This window comes from Longibacter sp., from assembly GCF_051155795.1.
Taxonomy (GTDB): domain Bacteria; phylum Bacteroidota; class Rhodothermia; order Rhodothermales; family Salinibacteraceae; genus Longibacter.
On sequence record NZ_DAXETW010000062.1, the window covers coordinates 1 to 16,843 of the forward strand.

At 61.7% G+C, this 16,843-nt stretch carries 10 protein-coding genes; 6 read left to right on the top strand and 4 right to left on the bottom strand.

Features of this window, described 5'->3' with window-relative positions; genetic code table 11:
* Nucleotides 1-627: 627 nt before the first annotated feature.
* Nucleotides 628-1,929 (bottom strand): hypothetical protein, encoded by a 1,302-nt coding sequence (locus tag ACFCU0_RS06870; RefSeq protein ID WP_434972928.1) that lies wholly within the window; start codon nucleotides 1,927-1,929, stop codon nucleotides 628-630.
* A 170-nt stretch (nucleotides 1,930-2,099) separates the two neighbouring features.
* Here ACFCU0_RS06870 and ACFCU0_RS06875 point away from each other — a divergent pair, with 170 nt between their 5' ends.
* On the top strand, nucleotides 2,100-3,095 hold the full coding sequence (locus ACFCU0_RS06875) for a ribose-phosphate diphosphokinase (RefSeq protein ID WP_434972929.1): 996 nt from the start codon (nucleotides 2,100-2,102) through the stop codon (nucleotides 3,093-3,095).
* A gap of 67 nt (nucleotides 3,096-3,162) precedes the next feature.
* Here the strand turns inward: ACFCU0_RS06875 and ACFCU0_RS06880 are convergent, their stop codons facing one another.
* Nucleotides 3,163-4,476: a sensor histidine kinase gene (locus ACFCU0_RS06880; RefSeq protein ID WP_434972930.1), complete on the bottom strand. Its 1,314-nt coding sequence runs from the start codon at nucleotides 4,474-4,476 to the stop codon at nucleotides 3,163-3,165.
* Between the two features lie 501 nt (nucleotides 4,477-4,977).
* Here ACFCU0_RS06880 and ACFCU0_RS06885 point away from each other — a divergent pair.
* Nucleotides 4,978-5,460: a hypothetical protein gene (locus ACFCU0_RS06885; protein ID WP_434972931.1), complete on the top strand. Its 483-nt coding sequence runs from the start codon at nucleotides 4,978-4,980 to the stop codon at nucleotides 5,458-5,460.
* A gap of 90 nt (nucleotides 5,461-5,550) precedes the next feature.
* Here the strand turns inward: ACFCU0_RS06885 and ACFCU0_RS06890 are convergent, their stop codons facing one another.
* Both ACFCU0_RS06890 and ACFCU0_RS06895 read right to left on the bottom strand, forming a co-directional pair.
* A complete protein-coding gene (locus tag ACFCU0_RS06890; RefSeq protein WP_434972932.1) occupies nucleotides 5,551-5,865 on the bottom strand; it encodes a PAS domain-containing protein in 315 nt (104 codons plus the stop codon).
* Nucleotides 5,866-6,525: 660 nt separating this feature from the next.
* Complete coding sequence (locus ACFCU0_RS06895; protein WP_434972933.1) at nucleotides 6,526-9,840, bottom strand: basic secretory protein-like protein; 3,315 nt, start codon at nucleotides 9,838-9,840, stop codon at nucleotides 6,526-6,528.
* A gap of 513 nt (nucleotides 9,841-10,353) precedes the next feature.
* Between ACFCU0_RS06895 and ACFCU0_RS06900 the strand changes: the two genes are divergently transcribed.
* The 4 genes from ACFCU0_RS06900 to typA all read left to right on the top strand — a co-directional run bounded on the left by ACFCU0_RS06900 (nucleotide 10,354) and on the right by typA (nucleotide 16,674).
* Nucleotides 10,354-12,822: a PAS domain S-box protein gene (locus tag ACFCU0_RS06900; RefSeq protein WP_434972934.1), complete on the top strand. Its 2,469-nt coding sequence runs from the start codon at nucleotides 10,354-10,356 to the stop codon at nucleotides 12,820-12,822.
* Nucleotides 12,823-12,961: 139 nt separating this feature from the next.
* Complete coding sequence (locus ACFCU0_RS06905) at nucleotides 12,962-13,663, top strand: hypothetical protein (RefSeq protein ID WP_434972935.1); 702 nt, start codon at nucleotides 12,962-12,964, stop codon at nucleotides 13,661-13,663.
* A gap of 343 nt (nucleotides 13,664-14,006) precedes the next feature.
* On the top strand, nucleotides 14,007-14,699 hold the full coding sequence (locus tag ACFCU0_RS06910) for a hypothetical protein (protein ID WP_434972936.1): 693 nt from the start codon (nucleotides 14,007-14,009) through the stop codon (nucleotides 14,697-14,699).
* A 160-nt stretch (nucleotides 14,700-14,859) separates the two neighbouring features.
* Nucleotides 14,860-16,674: a translational GTPase TypA gene (gene typA, locus ACFCU0_RS06915; RefSeq protein WP_434972937.1), complete on the top strand. Its 1,815-nt coding sequence runs from the start codon at nucleotides 14,860-14,862 to the stop codon at nucleotides 16,672-16,674.
* Nucleotides 16,675-16,843 lie beyond the last annotated feature (169 nt).

The window sequence follows — 16,843 nt, forward strand, 5'->3', positions numbered from 1 at the left end:
CACCATTTTGGATGCGTCGCTGCCATGCCAGGGCGCGTTTCTCCCACCGGGCTCGATTCGCCAGGCCAAGGCCAAAAGTCAATCGATGTCGTCTGAATTCAATGGGCGTGACATCGACAGCGACCGTTAAGTCGATGTACGTGAGCCGAGCTCGCACAATTTTAACCGGATCAGACATCGACGAGAGATGCGACGAACGAATCTGTCCGTGTGCGCGAACCTGCGAGGCAATTGGCCGCTCGTATCCTAGATGGACCGAGGGGATGAGGTAGTCGCCCTGTCCGACGATTCCCGTCGAGAATCCCGTCGTCACGGTGGCAGACGACTGTGCATAGATGTTCGGCGGGACGAGAAAGAGGATAAGTACAGATATAGAAGCAATAAACGTACTTGTACGATGGTCGAGCATAACAGTAAATACACTAGTTTCAGACGGTCGTGTTAGTCATAACTGAAAGCTGCTTTACTTAATCTAAAAAGTATTATATATAAACGTACTTCAATAGTCAATACATGCAGGGTGGGGTTGGTTTTTTGGGAGGGGGACGTCTTGCCCCCCCCTCCCGATATTGAACGATTCATACGTGGCTCATCAATCGACCTGGCGGACCGGTCGAACCAACCGAGTTACTCGATCAGGTTGGCGCCGAGAGTAAACCGGACGCCACTGCCCCCACCTCGAATACAATTTCCGTCCCGCATGCCGAGGTTTCGGCAATTGGTGTCGTTATTGGAAGCGAAAGCATCGCGGTTTATTTTGATATTGAATAACGGAGCGTTGTTGCTAATCCGGAACGTCCCCTGCGCCCTTGCATCCACATCAATACCTGCTATGTTTCCATCGTAACCGACGTTGTAAGTGATTGACGTGTCGTCGATCCGGTCCCAATCGTAGACGAGAAATCCGTTTTCCTCGTCAATCTTCTCCCACTTGCTGTCCCAGACGGTACCGACCCGTTCCCATCGTTTCTTGTCACAGTCTTTTCCGGAGAACTGGTTGACCTGAAAGAACCCGTCGTAGGTGTCATTTCTCGGATCGATCGGATAGGTGGTAATATCCGGCTCGTAGATGAACACTTGGTAGTCGGGGCCGCCACTGAAGATGCTGTCCGTATCCTTGCGGCACTGCATCCAGTCGAGGTACACCTCGAAGTCGTCGTCTGCGGTGATTTCATCGCCGGAAGGAGGCTCGCCGCCACCGGGTGGGCCATCACCGTATCCGCCGCAGTAGTCGGGTTCAGCCGTTGCGCTTTTTGCCGCTTCGAGTGCCGACTCGATGTAAATCCGGTCGCACGGGGCAACGACCAGGACGGGTTCCGTTTTTGCCAGCGCGCGGTTTACAGGAACGGTTTCGTACCCCGCCGTCTTACCGGCGACCGGTCGAAACCCGTCGACCGTGAGCTCGGGGCTTGCCTTTTCCGCCTCGGGCGTCAGCGGGTGCGCAACGACCGTCGGCGATTCCAGGGATGCATCGAAGCGATTGTGGTAGGGAAGCCGGATGATCGTCCCCGTTCGGATCAGGAACGTCCGTAAGTCCTCTCCCGAAAGAGCCTTGTCGGTCGTCGGCGTCACCTGTTCGAGAGCTCGGTCGAAGGCCGTCGCGAAGGGATCTCGAACGTCCACGTATGCTTTCGAGACATCCGGATCGCGTACGAGCATGTGCGCGAACGACACGTTTTCATCGAACCCTTCGGCATCCCGCAGGGCGACCGCCTCGTACAGCGACGTCACGGCAGCCGGATCACGGAGTACGTCGATCATGACCTCTGTAGCCTGGTTCAGCCGTGCGCGCATGAGTTCGATAGCATCATCGGAGGCGCGCATCCCAGCGGTTTCTTCGGGCGGCGGCGCGACCGGATCCGTTGTGTCACATCCGCCCACGAGCAAACCGATGACGAGCAGGAGGAGTAGCGTCTTGGTAGGTCTCATGTCTGGTGCGTTGATTGTAAATATACACAAGAATTAGATGCACTATAATTTATACAATGATTTATAAATAGTGTATAGTTGAAACAAATATGTGAAATTGAAAACGTTAAATTATTCATGCCGGTCCGCCCACCGGTCGAATTTCCTCTCTTCGACTCCTCACCCTCCGCATGACCGACGACCTCTGCCTGTTTGCCCTGAGCGAAACCCGCGATTTTGGCCACCTTGTGGCGCGTGCGCTCGGGACCTCACTATCTGATCACGCCGAAGATGAATTCGACGACGGCGAGCACGCCACGCGTCCCCTCATCAACGTGCGCGACAAGGACGTTTACGTGATCCAGTCGATGTACGATGCGCCGGCGATGACCGTGAACGACAAGCTCTGTCGGCTTGTCTTTTTCTGCGGGGCGTTGCGCGACGCGGCGGCGGCACGGGTTACGGCGGTCCTCCCCTACCTCAGTTACCAGCGGAAGGACCGAAAGACGAAACCGCGCGATCCGGTCACGACTCGTTACCTGGCGGGGATGATCGAGTCGGTAGGCGTCGATCGCGTTCTGGCGATGGATGTGCACAACCTTGCGGCGTTTCAGAACGCGTTTCGTGTACGGACCGACCACCTGGAGGCGCGTCCGCTGCTGATCAACCACGTCCTCCAGGCGGCGCGAGGACAGGATCTGGTTGTCATCTCGCCGGACGAGGGAGGGGTTAAGCGGGCGCATCGGTTTGCGAAGACGCTCCGCGCCCATACGACACGAAGTGTGGCCGTAGCCTTCGTCGAAAAGGTTCGGGAAGCCAATCGCGTGTCCGGGGGGAGTCTCATCGGTGAGGTGGCGGGACAGACCGCCATCATCGTGGACGACCTGATCAGCACCGGTACGACGATTCGTCGCGCGACGGAGGCCTGCGCACGCGGAGGCGCCGATGCCATTTACGCGGCGGCCACCCACGGCGTGTTCGTTGGCAACGCGCCCTCGATCCTCGGCACGGATCTGTTGAACGGGCTATTCGTCACCAACACCATCCCACCCTTTCGCCTCAACGGAACGTCCGTCCGGGACCGGCTGACGGTATGCGACGCGTCGAACCGCATCGCCCGGGCGGTCGCTGCGATTCACTCGGGCGGATCGGTTGCGGCATTGAATGCGATCGAAAGCCCGGATTGAGCCTGCGCCGGGTGTGTCTTGGCCGGAAGTCAATGGCATGAACGAGCAGGAAGGAATGCCTTCACGCTCACTCGGCGGTTCGGCGGTCTGTCTCGGGTCGCTTCGTGGAGGGGGAGATCGGGGCCTCGATCACGACGGTTGTGCCCTCTCCGGGGGACGACTCGATGCGACATGTGCCCCCGACCAGGTCGAGTCGCCTCTGGATGCTTGTGAGGCCGTGACCGTTCTGAGCATTCGGATCGAAGCCTTCCCCTTCATCCTCGACGACAATCCGTACGCGAGACGCCCTGTCCGTCCGTTCCCCCGCACGCCCGTCTGTCGGCCCCGTATGCCCGGGGAAGCCTGCGGGCGACGGGCCCCCGGCCTCATCAATCGCCGCCCGGACCCGTGCGCTGTCCACACCGGCGTGCTTGACCACGTTGAAGAGCAGTTCCCGGACAAGCTGGAACAGGAGGGTTCGTAGATCGCGATGGGCCACGACGAAGTCGTCACCGATGTCGAGCTGGACGTCCAGCCCGTGGCGTTCGGAGACGTGATCGGCCAGCCACGTGAGCGCCTCGGCCAGGCCGTCGGTGTCCAGCACCGGTGGATTCAACTCGACGGTGAGGGACCGGGTCGTTTCAAGTGCCTCGTCCAGGAGTTCGACAATGCGCGGCAGACCCTCTGCCCGGGTGTCCGCGTCGGATACGGCCAGTTCCGCCCACATTTTGGCGCTGTGAATAATTTGCTGCAGGTGGTCGTGGAGGATATGCGAGATGCGATTCCTCTCCCGCTGCTCGGCTGCCGTCACGGCCATCGCCAGTTCCTGAACCTGTCGGGTTCGTTCCTCGACCCGCTCCTCGAGCGTTGCGTTCGCTTCTCGAAGTGCATCTTCGCTTACTGCAAGAGCGGCGTTTTTCTCCTCCAGTCCCTGTAGCAGGTCACGTACCTGATACTGCCGACGCCGCGCGCGCAGGGCCGACTGCACGACGGACGTCAGCGTGACCGGATGTACCGGATACTCCAGGATTGTCAGATTGCCACCTGTGTCCGACATGAAGAGATCCAGTGCCCCGAGACCGGGGAGGGACTGCGGCTGACGCCGCGTGAGGACGATGATCGGGAGGTTCGACCAGGGCGGCCGCCGGTTCAGCGTTCGGACAAGGAGTTGGACGGCATCCTCGGTGACGGCTTCGTCGGTCACAACCACGACGCCGGCACCGTGTCGCAGCTCGCCGTAGAGAGTTTCGACGGAATCGACGTGTTCGGCTGCAAACCCCGCGCGCGAGAGAATCGCCCCGATGGTCGGCTCCCTTGAGATCCCTGGAAGCAGCAGCAGGACGCGCTCACTCGACGTAGCGGTTTCGGATGTCGATTCGAAAGACGGAGACGATACAGACATGGAGCGATGCCGGCATGCGGTACAGGGGCCACGATATGGTATGAGACGCGCAACCTTTCGGCATCATCCATGGGCGCATGCTTCGATGCGTCCGGCCGAACGCCGCCAACCCGGAGAAACCTCCTGTGTCTCGCGCCGATGGTTCACGAACGCGATGAAATGTCTATTTCGATACGCCGTGTCGCACGTGCTCACATATTCAACAGAGGCACCGTGGACCGGTACCGGTGACTGGTGATCATCCGGGCAGTGGTGGATGAATCCATATATGACGTACACCGGCTTGAAACCTGTGTTTGGCCGGGTGTTTTGCCCAATGTGGAAACAACTACGCGGCCAAGTAGCCTCCGTCCTACAAAATGAAACGGGGATGGCGTTCGTGGTCGACACTCGCCGGCGATCCACGCGACCGATCCCGGCGCATCCAGTGGCACAGAGTTTGGGATATTTGGTTGTGCAGGTCGATCTCCCTGTGCGCTTTTTGCCCCAAACGACGAAAATATGTCGCGCAGCATCTACATCATTGAGCCGCATCCGGCTGTTCGGGAGAGCTTCTTCTTCCTCGTCGGTCCCCTCGCCAATCTGACCATTGCCGGGAGCGCATCGTCCTACGAACGGGCGGCGCCGGAGCTCTCCGCCGTGTGTCCCGACATCGTGCTGATGGGGCTTGCGGGAGCAAACGATGCTCCGATCCGCGCGCTCCGAACCGCCTGTCCCGGCGCCCAGATTCTCGTTGCAAGTGCGTTCCAGACGGGTCTGACACCCTCCGTCGCCCAGAAGGCCGGTGCCGACGTTTGTGTCTCCCGCGCACACGGTGCGCCATCGCTCCTGCCCAGCCTCCGAAAACTCGTCGACCGGCTCGAAGCGCGCGCGTCCGTCCGTCGTGTGGACGCGCAAGTTTCTGCGGTGGAGCCCCGTCCGCTGCGCCCGAGGGGCCCGCTGGACGCTCAAACCATCGCGCAGGCGGTGCCGCGGCTGGACTGACGCGATCCCGGCCGGCGCTCTCGATAGAAGAAACGGCGGTTCCCGAAAAGGAAGCCGCCGTTTTTTGATCGCCGTCCAGCTACAAATGCATCAGATCCGCTCGATACGCACGAAGACCTGCCCTTCCGCGCGGTGAAGCCGGCTGAGAGCCGTGGCGCGATACCAACGCCAGCGACCGGTACCCGTCCGTAGCCGTAGAAGCCAGCGCGCACTCTGCTTCCGTTTGCAGACCATGTGCGCGAGGTCTTGCATCACGCGCCGCAGATTGCGGCCATGAATGTGCGTGAAGAAGTAGGAGTCGAGCGACTGAGATGGGCTATACTCGAGCAGGGACCGGGCCGCCCGCGTGATGGACTCGATCGAGCCTTCTGCGTCGAGCGTTAGCAGCGGAAGGTGCTGAGCCAACGCCTCGTCGGCTTGGAAGCGCTTCCAAAAGGCGTCAGAAAAAACAGGATTCGCGTCGGCAGGCGCGATCGGTTGCACAGCGGATGGGGCCATCATCAGGGATTGGCAAATGCGGGTGCAGTGTGGCGACCAGTGCGAACCAGGTCTCGTAATGAAGCACGTACACGATACGCAGTGCCGGAGCCAGCGTCAAGCCGTTTGGCGACGGGATCGATGGGAGTTTCCGAAGGTCGCGTATGGTAGTTTCTCGGATTGCCGCGTTGATATCTGGCGCGCCCGGGCGAGAGCGCAGGAACACACGGGTTTGCGTCCGCTCCGTGTACGGTTCTCAAGCGAACCCGATGCACGGGCCCGTGCGTCGGGCTTACCATCCGGGGAGGAGCCGAACGCCCCTCTCACCGTTCCGCTCGGGGCGCGCCCCAGGAGCATCTCTTCGCTTCGCTCAGGGCACACCCCAAGAGTACTTCGCCGCAAGCGGCACTAGCGCATGGCACGGCCTTCGGCCCCTGCGCGTCGCCTCGCTGCGTCGATGCCGACCCCGTTCGGTGGATCACAGAGCTTACCATCCGGGGAGGAGGCGGACGCCCCACTCACCGTTCCGCTCGGGGCGCACCCCAGGAGTACTTCTTCGCGGGATGGCGTCAAGATTGTGGCTTGAAGCTACCATCCGGGGAGAAGCCGAACGCCCCACTCACCGTTCCGCTCAGGGCGCTGGAAGGGGCGGGCGTAGTAGGTTTCCAGAATCATCCGACCGAGGACGTTGAAGCGAAGTCCGACGCCCGCGCTGGTGACCGGGATGTCGGAGGCCTCGGAGCTACGGTCGAACCGAAGGTCCGGCGGATTGTCCGGCGTCCAGGCGATGCCGGCATCGCCGAACACGACGAACTCGGTCGGCACGAAGCGAAATGGGATAACGCTGAGCTCTTCCGGTCCCAGCAGCGGGAGGCGAACCTCTGCTCGAAGCGTGACGGTGCGCGTCCCGAGGAGTCGATCGATCTCGGGGCACTGGGTTGCGACCACGGCTCCCTCCGGCGGCTGGCATTCGACACGCGGGTTGATGTCGCGGATGTTGTAGCCGCGGACGAAGCCCTGGCCGTACGGATAGCCGAGATACTCATCCCCGAATCCGAATCGGTCCCTGAAGGAGGGATCCGCTCCGTAATTGCCGATGTGGATGCCCTGCAGCGCAAACGTGAAGGGGGAAGCGTAGAAGTAGCGACGGAAGTCGCCCAGCACGGATACGTACGAGTCCGGCCCGACCCGCGGGGTCACCTCCACGCGCCAGCGTCCGCCCATGATAGGAGACGTCAGTCCCATGCGGGAGAAGTCCCGAACGTACGCCAGCGACGCCTGCCCGTAGTAACGTGTATCCCGTTCCGGCGGCACGGGCGGGAGGTTGGCTTCCTCGAGCTGCTGGTTCAGTTCTTCACGCGTGACGTCTCCGTCAATGCTCCCAATTTCGCGGATATTCAGCCCGAACCCGTAGCGAGATGATCCCACACTGAACTCGAATCGGCGCGTGGGGTCGAGCGGGTACCGGAGGTCGACGCTGGCCGTACTGAGTTGGATGCGGCGAACGAGGCGAAGGGACGCCGTCGGACTCACGTTGATGCCGCTTACATCGTAAATGATCGGTCGGTGACTGATCGAGCCGCCCCAGTTCAACTGGTTCTTCTGGTTGAGGTAGCTCACGCCGCCGCCGATGTCACGGATCGATCCCTGGGCCTGCAGGAACGTGGTCAGGGTATGATTGCCGAGCATATCGCCGAACTGAAGGCCCACGCCACCGCTCACGCTGGTCCCGAGCGGGCCCCCGGCCGACACGCCGGCCCGTGGGGGCACGATGGCCTCAAGCGAAAGACCCGCATCGTAGTCCTCGGTGTCGTCGTCGGTCGAAGGCGGAGGAAGGCCTGCGCGTGGCTCCGACAGGTAGGTGGCGACGAGCCCGTCATCCTGCGTTTGATAGGGCGGGAGGACGCCGGCTTTCGGTTGAACATCCCGGCCAACCGTGACGAGTTCACCCGGGGCCGCCGTACCGAGCGAGTCGGCTCCGGTGGTGTCGGCACCGGCAACGGCGCCCCGATCGTTTCCGCCGGGCTCGACCGGGGGATCTTCGGCGCTGGTATCCGCTTGCGTCGTGTCGGGAGCGGGAGGAATGGCCGGCGCCTCGGGCCCCCTCGCGTTCAGGGCGAGGGGCGTACCGTCGGCCTCATCGGCTGTGAGACGAAATCCGGTATATTGGCCGTCGTTGTACACCGACATCATCATCGCGCCATTCTGTGAGGCGACCGACATCGCGGGGGACATCGCCGTGATGCCGCTGACGCCGGTTTTTAGACGCGTCACGCGGTAGAGCTGTCCAGACGAACGCTCCATGCGATAGATGTCCTTGAATCCATCCTGATCGCTGATGAAGTACAGGCTCTCGCCGTCCGGGCTGTACTGCGGATTGTGATGCAGGGCGTCGGGAAACGGAGCGCGGATCGTGATGTCGCTCGTCTGCACGTCGATCTCGGCGAGCGTCATCTTCCCGGACACGTCGAGCAGGGACAGATTCGAGCGCGCACGATCCGTGGTAAAGGCGAGACGAGAGCCGTCCGGCGACCACGTCGGTTGCAGGTCAGCATAGCGGTCGTTCGTTAGCTGCTTGACCTCGTTGGACGATCGGTCCAGCACGTACAGGTCGCTGATGCCACCGTCCGTTCCGCTAAAAGCGATGCGACCGCCGTCCGGCGACCACGTCGGGTTTTTCATCGCCGAGACGCCTTTCACGCGAATGCTGCGCTCGATGGACTGTGACTCGACATTCCAGATCGTCAGCTGGTTGTCGCCATCATCGTAGCTTACGAACGCGAGCCGAGAACCGTCCGGCGACCAGGCGCCTGCCGAATTCAGGAATCGGAGCGCATTGAAGTGGCGCGTCGTGCCGGAGGACTCCAGTTCTGCGATCACCCCTCCCGTCTGAGCGTCGGCAACGAAGAGGTTAAAACTGAAGAGGTCGCGCGAGGAGATAAAGGCGACGTACTGCCCGTCGGGGCTGAGAACCGGGCCGATGTTGGTTCGCCCGGCGTCGATCGTTTCGTCCAGCACCCGCTTCCCGGCCGAATCCGGTGGCGTCCGTCCCGTGATCAGCGGAGCGTAGGCACGTTCGGTCGCCTCGCCCCATTCCTGCACGAGCGAGTCCGCCGACACGCCGAAGAGTCGGACATACGCGGAGTCGGGGCCGACGCGGCCGGCAAGGGAGTACAGATTGCTCACGGCCCGGTCGCCGTACTTCCCGCCGACGTACGCGAGGTGGGCCTGCCCGTACCGATAGGGAAAGTATTCGTTGTAATCCCGGAGGTCCTCATACGAGGGCATGTTGTTGTGGAGTACCGCATCCCGCATCCACATGGTCGTGTGCGTGTCGCTTCGGCCAACGGAGAAGTACTCCGCCATCCCTTCCGTCATCCAGAGCGGAATCCGATTCAGGTTAAAGGCCGATCCATCACTGTTCAGGGCTTTGTCGTACTGAAAGGAGTGGACGAGTTCATGGCCGAGGACATGATTCGTCTCTGAATACGATGGAGACAGCGGCATGACCACGCGTTCGCGCCGCGGCTCCGTAAAGCCGCCCGTGCCCGGACTGATCGGCTGATTGATGACGTTTGTCTGCTGAAAGTCGGCATCGTTTGCGTAGAAGATGATCGGCTTCTTCTCATCGAAGGTATGGCTGAATACCTGCGTATGCCGATCATACCAGCGTTCGGCCATCCGAGCAGCATCGCGGACGGCCTGCTCTTCCGCCGGGTAGAAGTGAAAGATGAAGTGCTCGGTTTCCAGCGTGCGAAAGGAGAAATCGTCGTACTGCACCTTGTTGCGGCCGAAGTACTGGCCATCCGCAGGCGCGGGCATCAACGCCGTGGCAGCGAGGAGCAGCGCGACACCGAGGGCGATGATTCCCCGGACGGGGAGAGATCGAGTGGATACGTTCACAGTCGGATGCATGTAATGCGGCAATCAGACCGGAAGGCGATGGGCGGCCTGAACGAGCCGTTTTTTTGAACCGTTCGCCGTCAGTCCCGGTTTGACGTAACGCTTCCGCAAAAGGGGCGTTTTGCGCCAGAATGCGTTCTCCGGGCGTGCAGGACCGTTTCGTCGCCTTCACGATCCGACCCTGTGATGCGCCGAACCGATCGGTTGATGCTTTCGCGATTCGGCTCACCGCGCATTGCCGTTCGGGTCGTCGCCGATTCTAACGTTTATACAGGGGGAAAGGGCGAATGGGTGAGCGCATGTGGATCGGCTCGCCCTTCCGGAGGCAATCGCCGGCCGCGGATGCTCCCAACCCAGATGAATCTCCGTACTTCGTGACGTATATTGACGCAACCAAACGGTCGAATCAATACGCGAACGCGAAACGACAATAGCCGTCGCGATCGTTGATGCCGATGGACGGCACCAGACTGCCTCCTCGTTGATGGACTGCCGCTCCAACGGCGACCTCCTATGGACGATACGACTTCCTGGCTTCAGGACATCGACTGGTACAGCGTTGTCGCGTCCAGGTCGGATGGACTTCTCGTGTGCACGGGAAGTGGGCAGATCGTCCGGTGCAGCGACGGGGCGGCCGACCTTCTGGGGTGTACGCCTCACGAGGCCGCCGATCGGCACATCTCGGATCTGGCCGGTCCATGCCTTCGCCCGGACGGGCGGATGATCCTCGAGGATCGTCCGATATGGTCGGGAAGCGACGGCGCTACCTTCGTTCGCGGTCTCACCGTCGGGGATGACGACCTCCGCTGGATCCGGTTCGACCTTCACCGGCAGGCGGGCGGAAAGATACGAGCCGGGCTCCCGGTAGACGGGGAGGAGGCGGCGTCCCTTCTTCTCGTGCTCACCCGGACTTCGTTTCCATTTGGGACGACGGAGGGGGGCAACCGCCCGACCGCCACGGACGGTGTGGGCACCTCGACGGACGGCCGGGCACCGACAGAGGCTATCGCAAATGTCGGACAGGCCGTCGGCCTCTACCGGAGCACGCCGCAGCAGGGTCTCATCGCGGCGGATGAGGGGATGGAGCGCCTCTTCGGGTATTCGAAAGACATTCTCCGGACGATCGACGCGGAGGAGATGCTGGTAAACCCGTCGGAAGCCGCAGCGCTTCGACGGAGCCGGCGGGAGAACGGCGGGCTCCATCGCGAGGAGATCCACTTTCGCCGCAGCGACGGCGAGTCGTTCTGGGGCCTGTTCAACAGCGTCCCGACGCTCGATGACGATGGGGATGTGCTGTTCTACGACAGTATCATCATCGACATCACCGATCTAAAAGAGGCCCAATTTGCGCTGCAGGCGAGCGAAGAGCTTTACCGTGTTCTGGCGGAGCACTCCGTCGATATTATCACCCGTCACGCGCTCGACTCCACGTATCATTACGTTTCGCCGGCCGTAGAGCCGGTGCTCGGCTACACGCCGGAGGAGATGATGGGCCGGAGAGCCATCGACATCACGCACCCCGACGATCTTGGGATCTACCGCCAGATCGCGCGGGCGCTGGACGACGACGCTCGCATCAAGGAACGGGTTCGCTTTCGGCACAAGGACGGCCACTACGTATGGCTGGAGGTGACCGGCCGGCTCGTTCGCGATCCGTCCTCCGACCGTGGCATCGAATACGTCGCGTCGTCGCGGGATGTGACCATGCAGGTGGAGTCGGAAAACGTGCTTCGATCGACGGCGCAGCGGCTGCGCATCATGAGCGACATCAGCCAGGCGACGCTGCAGACCACGGACCTGCACACCGTCGGCCAGGTGGCGCTCGACACGCTTGCCCGTGCCATCCCGCAGTGCCGGTCGTCGATCCTCGCGTTTCGCAACCAGGAAGGATACGCCGAGGTCTTGGCGGTACGCGCCGACGACGATGCCGGCATCGATGAAGGCACCCGCCTTCCCCTCGACTGGCTCCACACGTTCGACGCTCTTCAGCGCGGCCTCGACGGACGCGTCACCGACCTGAACGAGCTTTCGTCCTCGTCTCCGCTCCTCCAGCGGCTGAAGAAGGTGGGCATTCAATCGTTCATCTCCGTTCCCGCCATTTTGGACGGTCAGACGGTGGGTGCTCTTAACCTTGCGCACACGGAGCGGGGTGCCTTTACACCGGGCGACATCAATATGGCTCGGGAGGTGGCACGGCTCATCGCGCTGGCAATGCGGCAGAAGCGATACCAGGACGACCTGGTCGAGGCGAAGGAAGAGGCGGAGGAAATGAGCCGCCTCAAGTCCGCGTTCCTTGCCAATATGAGTCATGAAATCCGCACTCCGTTGACCGCGATCCTCGGATTTGCGGACGTGCTGGCGGACGAGTCTGAAGCGCCGCACGACGAAATTGCTCGGCTGATCTCCCGGAGCGGGCACCGTCTCATGGACACGCTCGACTCCGTCCTGCAGCTCTCGCGCCTCGAGGCCGGCAACGTCGAACTGTCGCCAGAGCCGGTCGACGTCGCCGAGGAGGTGCGCGAGGTGGTTGCCTTGATGCAGCCCAAAGCGGATGAGGGAGACGTAGAGATTCGCGTCGACCTACCGCCCGGGGAGGTGACTGCCCGGCTCGATAGCATGGCGCTCTTTCGGGTCCTGAGCAACCTCGTGAGCAATGCCATCAAGTTCACCGAGCGGGACGGCAGTGTGGCCGTAACCCTCCGGGCATCCGGCGACACGCTCGTTGTGACCGTTCAGGATACGGGGATCGGCATGAGGCCGTCCGTCATTCCCGAGCTGTTCGGCGCGTTTCGGCAGGAGTCGACCGGGACGCGGCGCTCACACGAGGGGAGCGGGCTGGGACTCACGATTGTGCGTCGATTGGTCGATATGATGAACGGCACAATCACCGTCGACAGCGCGAAAGGGAAAGGAAGCACCTTCACCCTGGAGTTGCCCGTCGAACCCGACGACGCCCCCGACCCGGACTTTGATGAAGCGTAGGTTTTTCCGCGCGTTCGATCGGGACGAACTATCTAACGGTCGTTCAACGAGGCATTGACTGGAGAAACTGCTCTACGATGGAGAGATATCGCCGATGAGCGTGATGAGCACGTTTTCCCGAATGGATCGACTGGATGATATGACATTTTCTTCTGTCGCCCTCTCGCAATTCTCTCTTCCCCGCCCGATACAGGCCGGCGTGACGGCCGTTCTTGCCATCGTGTTGCTCGCCGTCGCCCAGCCGGCTGAAGCCCAGCAATGGCGCCAGGAGGCGACCGTGATGGCGGATGTGAAGACGGGGAATGCCACGCGCGCCTTTATCGACACGGTGGCGAATCGGCTTCGGCAAAGTGACACGTTGATGGTGCGTCGCTCCCGGGATGGAGAGCCCATGCGCCTGCAGACGCTACAAGACTCGCTTCTGGCCGACGGCGTGGGGCTGCAGAGCGCCAACCGGATGTTCATCGACTACGAGTTCCAGATTGTCGATAACGAACTCATCGAGGAGATCCAGGACATCCAACTCATCTTTCGACCGCCGTCGACGGCCGAGCGGGACATCCCGGTGCTCTACCTCGATGCCGAGCAGGAGATGGTCGCAGATGTGATGCGAGAATCCGGCGTGCCGGATGAGTCCAACGTCGCGATGACGCACTACTTCGTAAACGAACTCTCCTTCCCCGCGCTGTCGCTCGATCAGAACGTGGAGGTGGTCCGTGCAGCCGGGCGTGATCTCCGCGAAGGGTACGACCAGCGGCGGAAGGTGCTCATGCGCCAGATGAAGACGTTTATCTACGACCGGGACAAGGTGTACCACACGCGCATTCTGGCCGACCAGTAGGTCCTGCGCGGTAGATGCCACCCCCCAACCTACATGTCTTGGACGACGGCGGGGAGCACGACCCTCTCCGCCGTTTTCTGCTACTGCACCAAACTGGAACAGCCACTCCCGGTCGAAGCCCGAGCGCCACGTGCGCTTCCGCAGAATTTGGCGGTCGTGGATACGCGTTACCCGATCTTTTCCATCAGGTGCTCCAAAGGATGACGCGACCCGGTGAGTGAAGCGTCATCCTCTGTAGCATGGAAGGCGATGGGCAAAACCCACCGATCGTAGCATCTCCGCTTCCTGCAGGACGCCTATTCTTTATTTCCACTCGCACCGCTTGAACCTGCCGCTCGTTTCCATGTCCATGCCCCTTCGTGTGCCCCGCCTCTCTCGCCCGTTTCCCGTTGCACTTCTCGTCGGACTCCTCTTGCTGACGGCCGCTCTGCCCGCTCAGGCACAGCGATGGGCGCAGCGCGTCCAGGTGGTGAAGCCCGTGGTCCAGGACGGTCCGGCGTACGCGCTCCTGGATTCGCTGGTGCAAGCATACGAAACCGCCGACGACTCGGTCACGCTCCGGCGCACCCCCGATGCGAACCGCCAGCCGGTCCGCCAGGTGGAGGATACGTTGCTTGAGGACGGCCTCGGTCTCGTGAGCGCCACGCACGTGTTCATCCAATACGAGTTCTCTATCGTGCGCGATGAGTTCGTCGAAACGATCGAAGAGCTGCAGTTCATTTACCGCCCACCGAATGCGGATGAAGAGGATATTTCTCTGTTCACCGTGCGCACGGATGAACCGATCGTTCGGGAGGTGATGATGAATCAGGGTCTGCCGCAGGTGAGCAATCTGAACGCCGTCAACACCTTCGCCACGCTGCTGTCGTTTCCTCGCCTCGCCTCGACAACGGAAACGACGATCGTGTCCCTGAACAACCGGACCTTGCGCGAGAACTACGCCCAGCAGCGCGAGAACCTGACGGCACAGCTTGTCGAGCTCGTGTACGATGACGCCATGCCCGTGATGACGCGAACTGTGCCGCAGAACGAGTAGACCGGATCGAAAATCGTTATGTGCGGGCCGGGTGCCACCTCCGTTGGGGCCCGGCCTGTTTTTCGTCTTCGTGACAAACGCGCATCCGTGCAGGAAACATCGGGTTGGGCGGACGTTGACATAGGCTGTACGCAATCTCTGTCCCTCGTGTCCGGTCCCTATGCAGCAGCAGAATCTTCGCGACATCGCGATTGTCGCTCACGTTGACCATGGCAAAACCACGCTCGTGGATGCCATGCTTTGGCAAAGCGGTACCTTCCGTGACAACGAGGACATCCAGGAGCGGGTTATGGACTCGATGGACCTGGAGCGGGAGAAGGGGATCACCATCATGGCGAAGAACACGGCGCTTCGCTACGAGGACTACAAGATCAACGTCGTCGACACGCCGGGGCACGCCGACTTCGGCGGGGAGGTGGAGCGAACCCTTCGCCTCGTCGATGGCATTATGCTGCTGGTGGATGCAGCCGAGGGGCCGCTTCCGCAGACGCGGTTTGTCCTGAAGAAGGCACTCGAGCTCGACCTGCCGGCGATTGTGGTGCTAAACAAGATCGATCGAAAGGACGCGCGTCCGGACGAAACGCTGGATGCGATTTATGACCTGTTCATCGACCTGGGGGCGACGGAGGAGCAGATCGACTTTCCCGTCCTTTACACCGTGGCCACGGAAGGACAGTGCGCGACGGAGCCGGATGGCGAGCTGACGGACCTGCGTCCGCTGTTCGAAACGATCGTGGATACGGTCCCGGCCCCATCCGGCGATCCGGAAGCCACGCTTCAGGTGCTCGTGACCAGCGTACACGGGGACAACTATCTCGGCCCCGTCGCCGTCGGGCGCGTGGAGCAGGGGACGCTCTCGAGCCGGCAGCAGATCAGCCTGTGTCACCGGGATGGTTCGTTCGAGACGACGGAGGTGACGGCCCTCTTCACCTACGAAGGCTTGTCCAGGGTGGAGGCGGACGAGGCCGGCCCCGGCCATATCGTCGCGATCGCCGGGGTGGAAGGAATTGGGTTGGGCGAAAGCCTCTCCACGGCCGAGGATCCGGAGCCGCTCGAGCCGCTGCACGTGGACGAGCCAACGATGTCGATGGAGTTTCGGGTCAACGACGGACCGTTTAGCGGACAGGAGGGCGAATATGTCACGTCGCGCCAACTTCGGGATCGTCTGTACGACGAGTCGCGCAACAACCTCGCCATCCGCGTGGAGGATACCAACACGCCGGAGCGCCTGCTCGTGTACGGACGTGGCGAACTCCAGATGGCAATCCTGATCGAGCAGATGCGGCGGGAGGGATACGAGATGTGCGTCGGCATGCCGCAGGTCATTACCAAGCAGATCGACGGCACCAAGCACGAGCCGTACGAGCGAACCGAAATCGACGTCCCCAACGAACACGTCGGCGTTGTCATGGAACGCCTCGGGGAGCGCAAGGGCCAGGTCCAGCACATGGAGCACCAGGAGAGCGGTCGCGTGCGCCTCGTCTTCGAGGTGCCCAGCCGCGGACTCATCGGGTACCGGTCGAAGTTTCTTACCGATACGAAAGGCACCGGCCTCCTGACGCACCGGTTTGAGCGGTTCGACGAATGGGCCGGCGAGATCCCGCACCGTACAACCGGTGCTCTCGTCGCCGATCGGAAGGGGAAGGTGACCGGCTACGCGCTGCTCAACCTGCAGGATCGCGGCGAGTTCTTTGTCGCCCCCGGCGATCGCGTCTATGAGGGCATGATCGTAGGCGAAAACAATCGCCCGCAGAACCTTGATGTCAACATGACAAAGGAGAAGAAGCTGACGAACATGCGGGCCGCCGCCGGCGAGGAACTGGAGCGCCTCCCCCCGCCGCGAGACATGTCGCTCGAGGAAGCCATCGAGTTCATCCGCGACGACGAACTGATCGAAATCACGCCGGAATCCTTCCGTCTACGCAAGCGCCACCGCGACCCGAAAGAGCGCAAGCGCGCCAACACCGCAGCGTAGACGGGTGAGGTTTGACGTGTGGGATTTGAGGTGTGAAGGGGGGCGGTCATGGGCGTCCTGCCCACGATCTGCGATTTTGCGGTGACGCGTTGAATCGTTGAGGCGTTGAGACGTTCACACCTTCACCCTTTCACCCCCTCCCCCCTTTCCCCGTCAACTGGGATTGTCG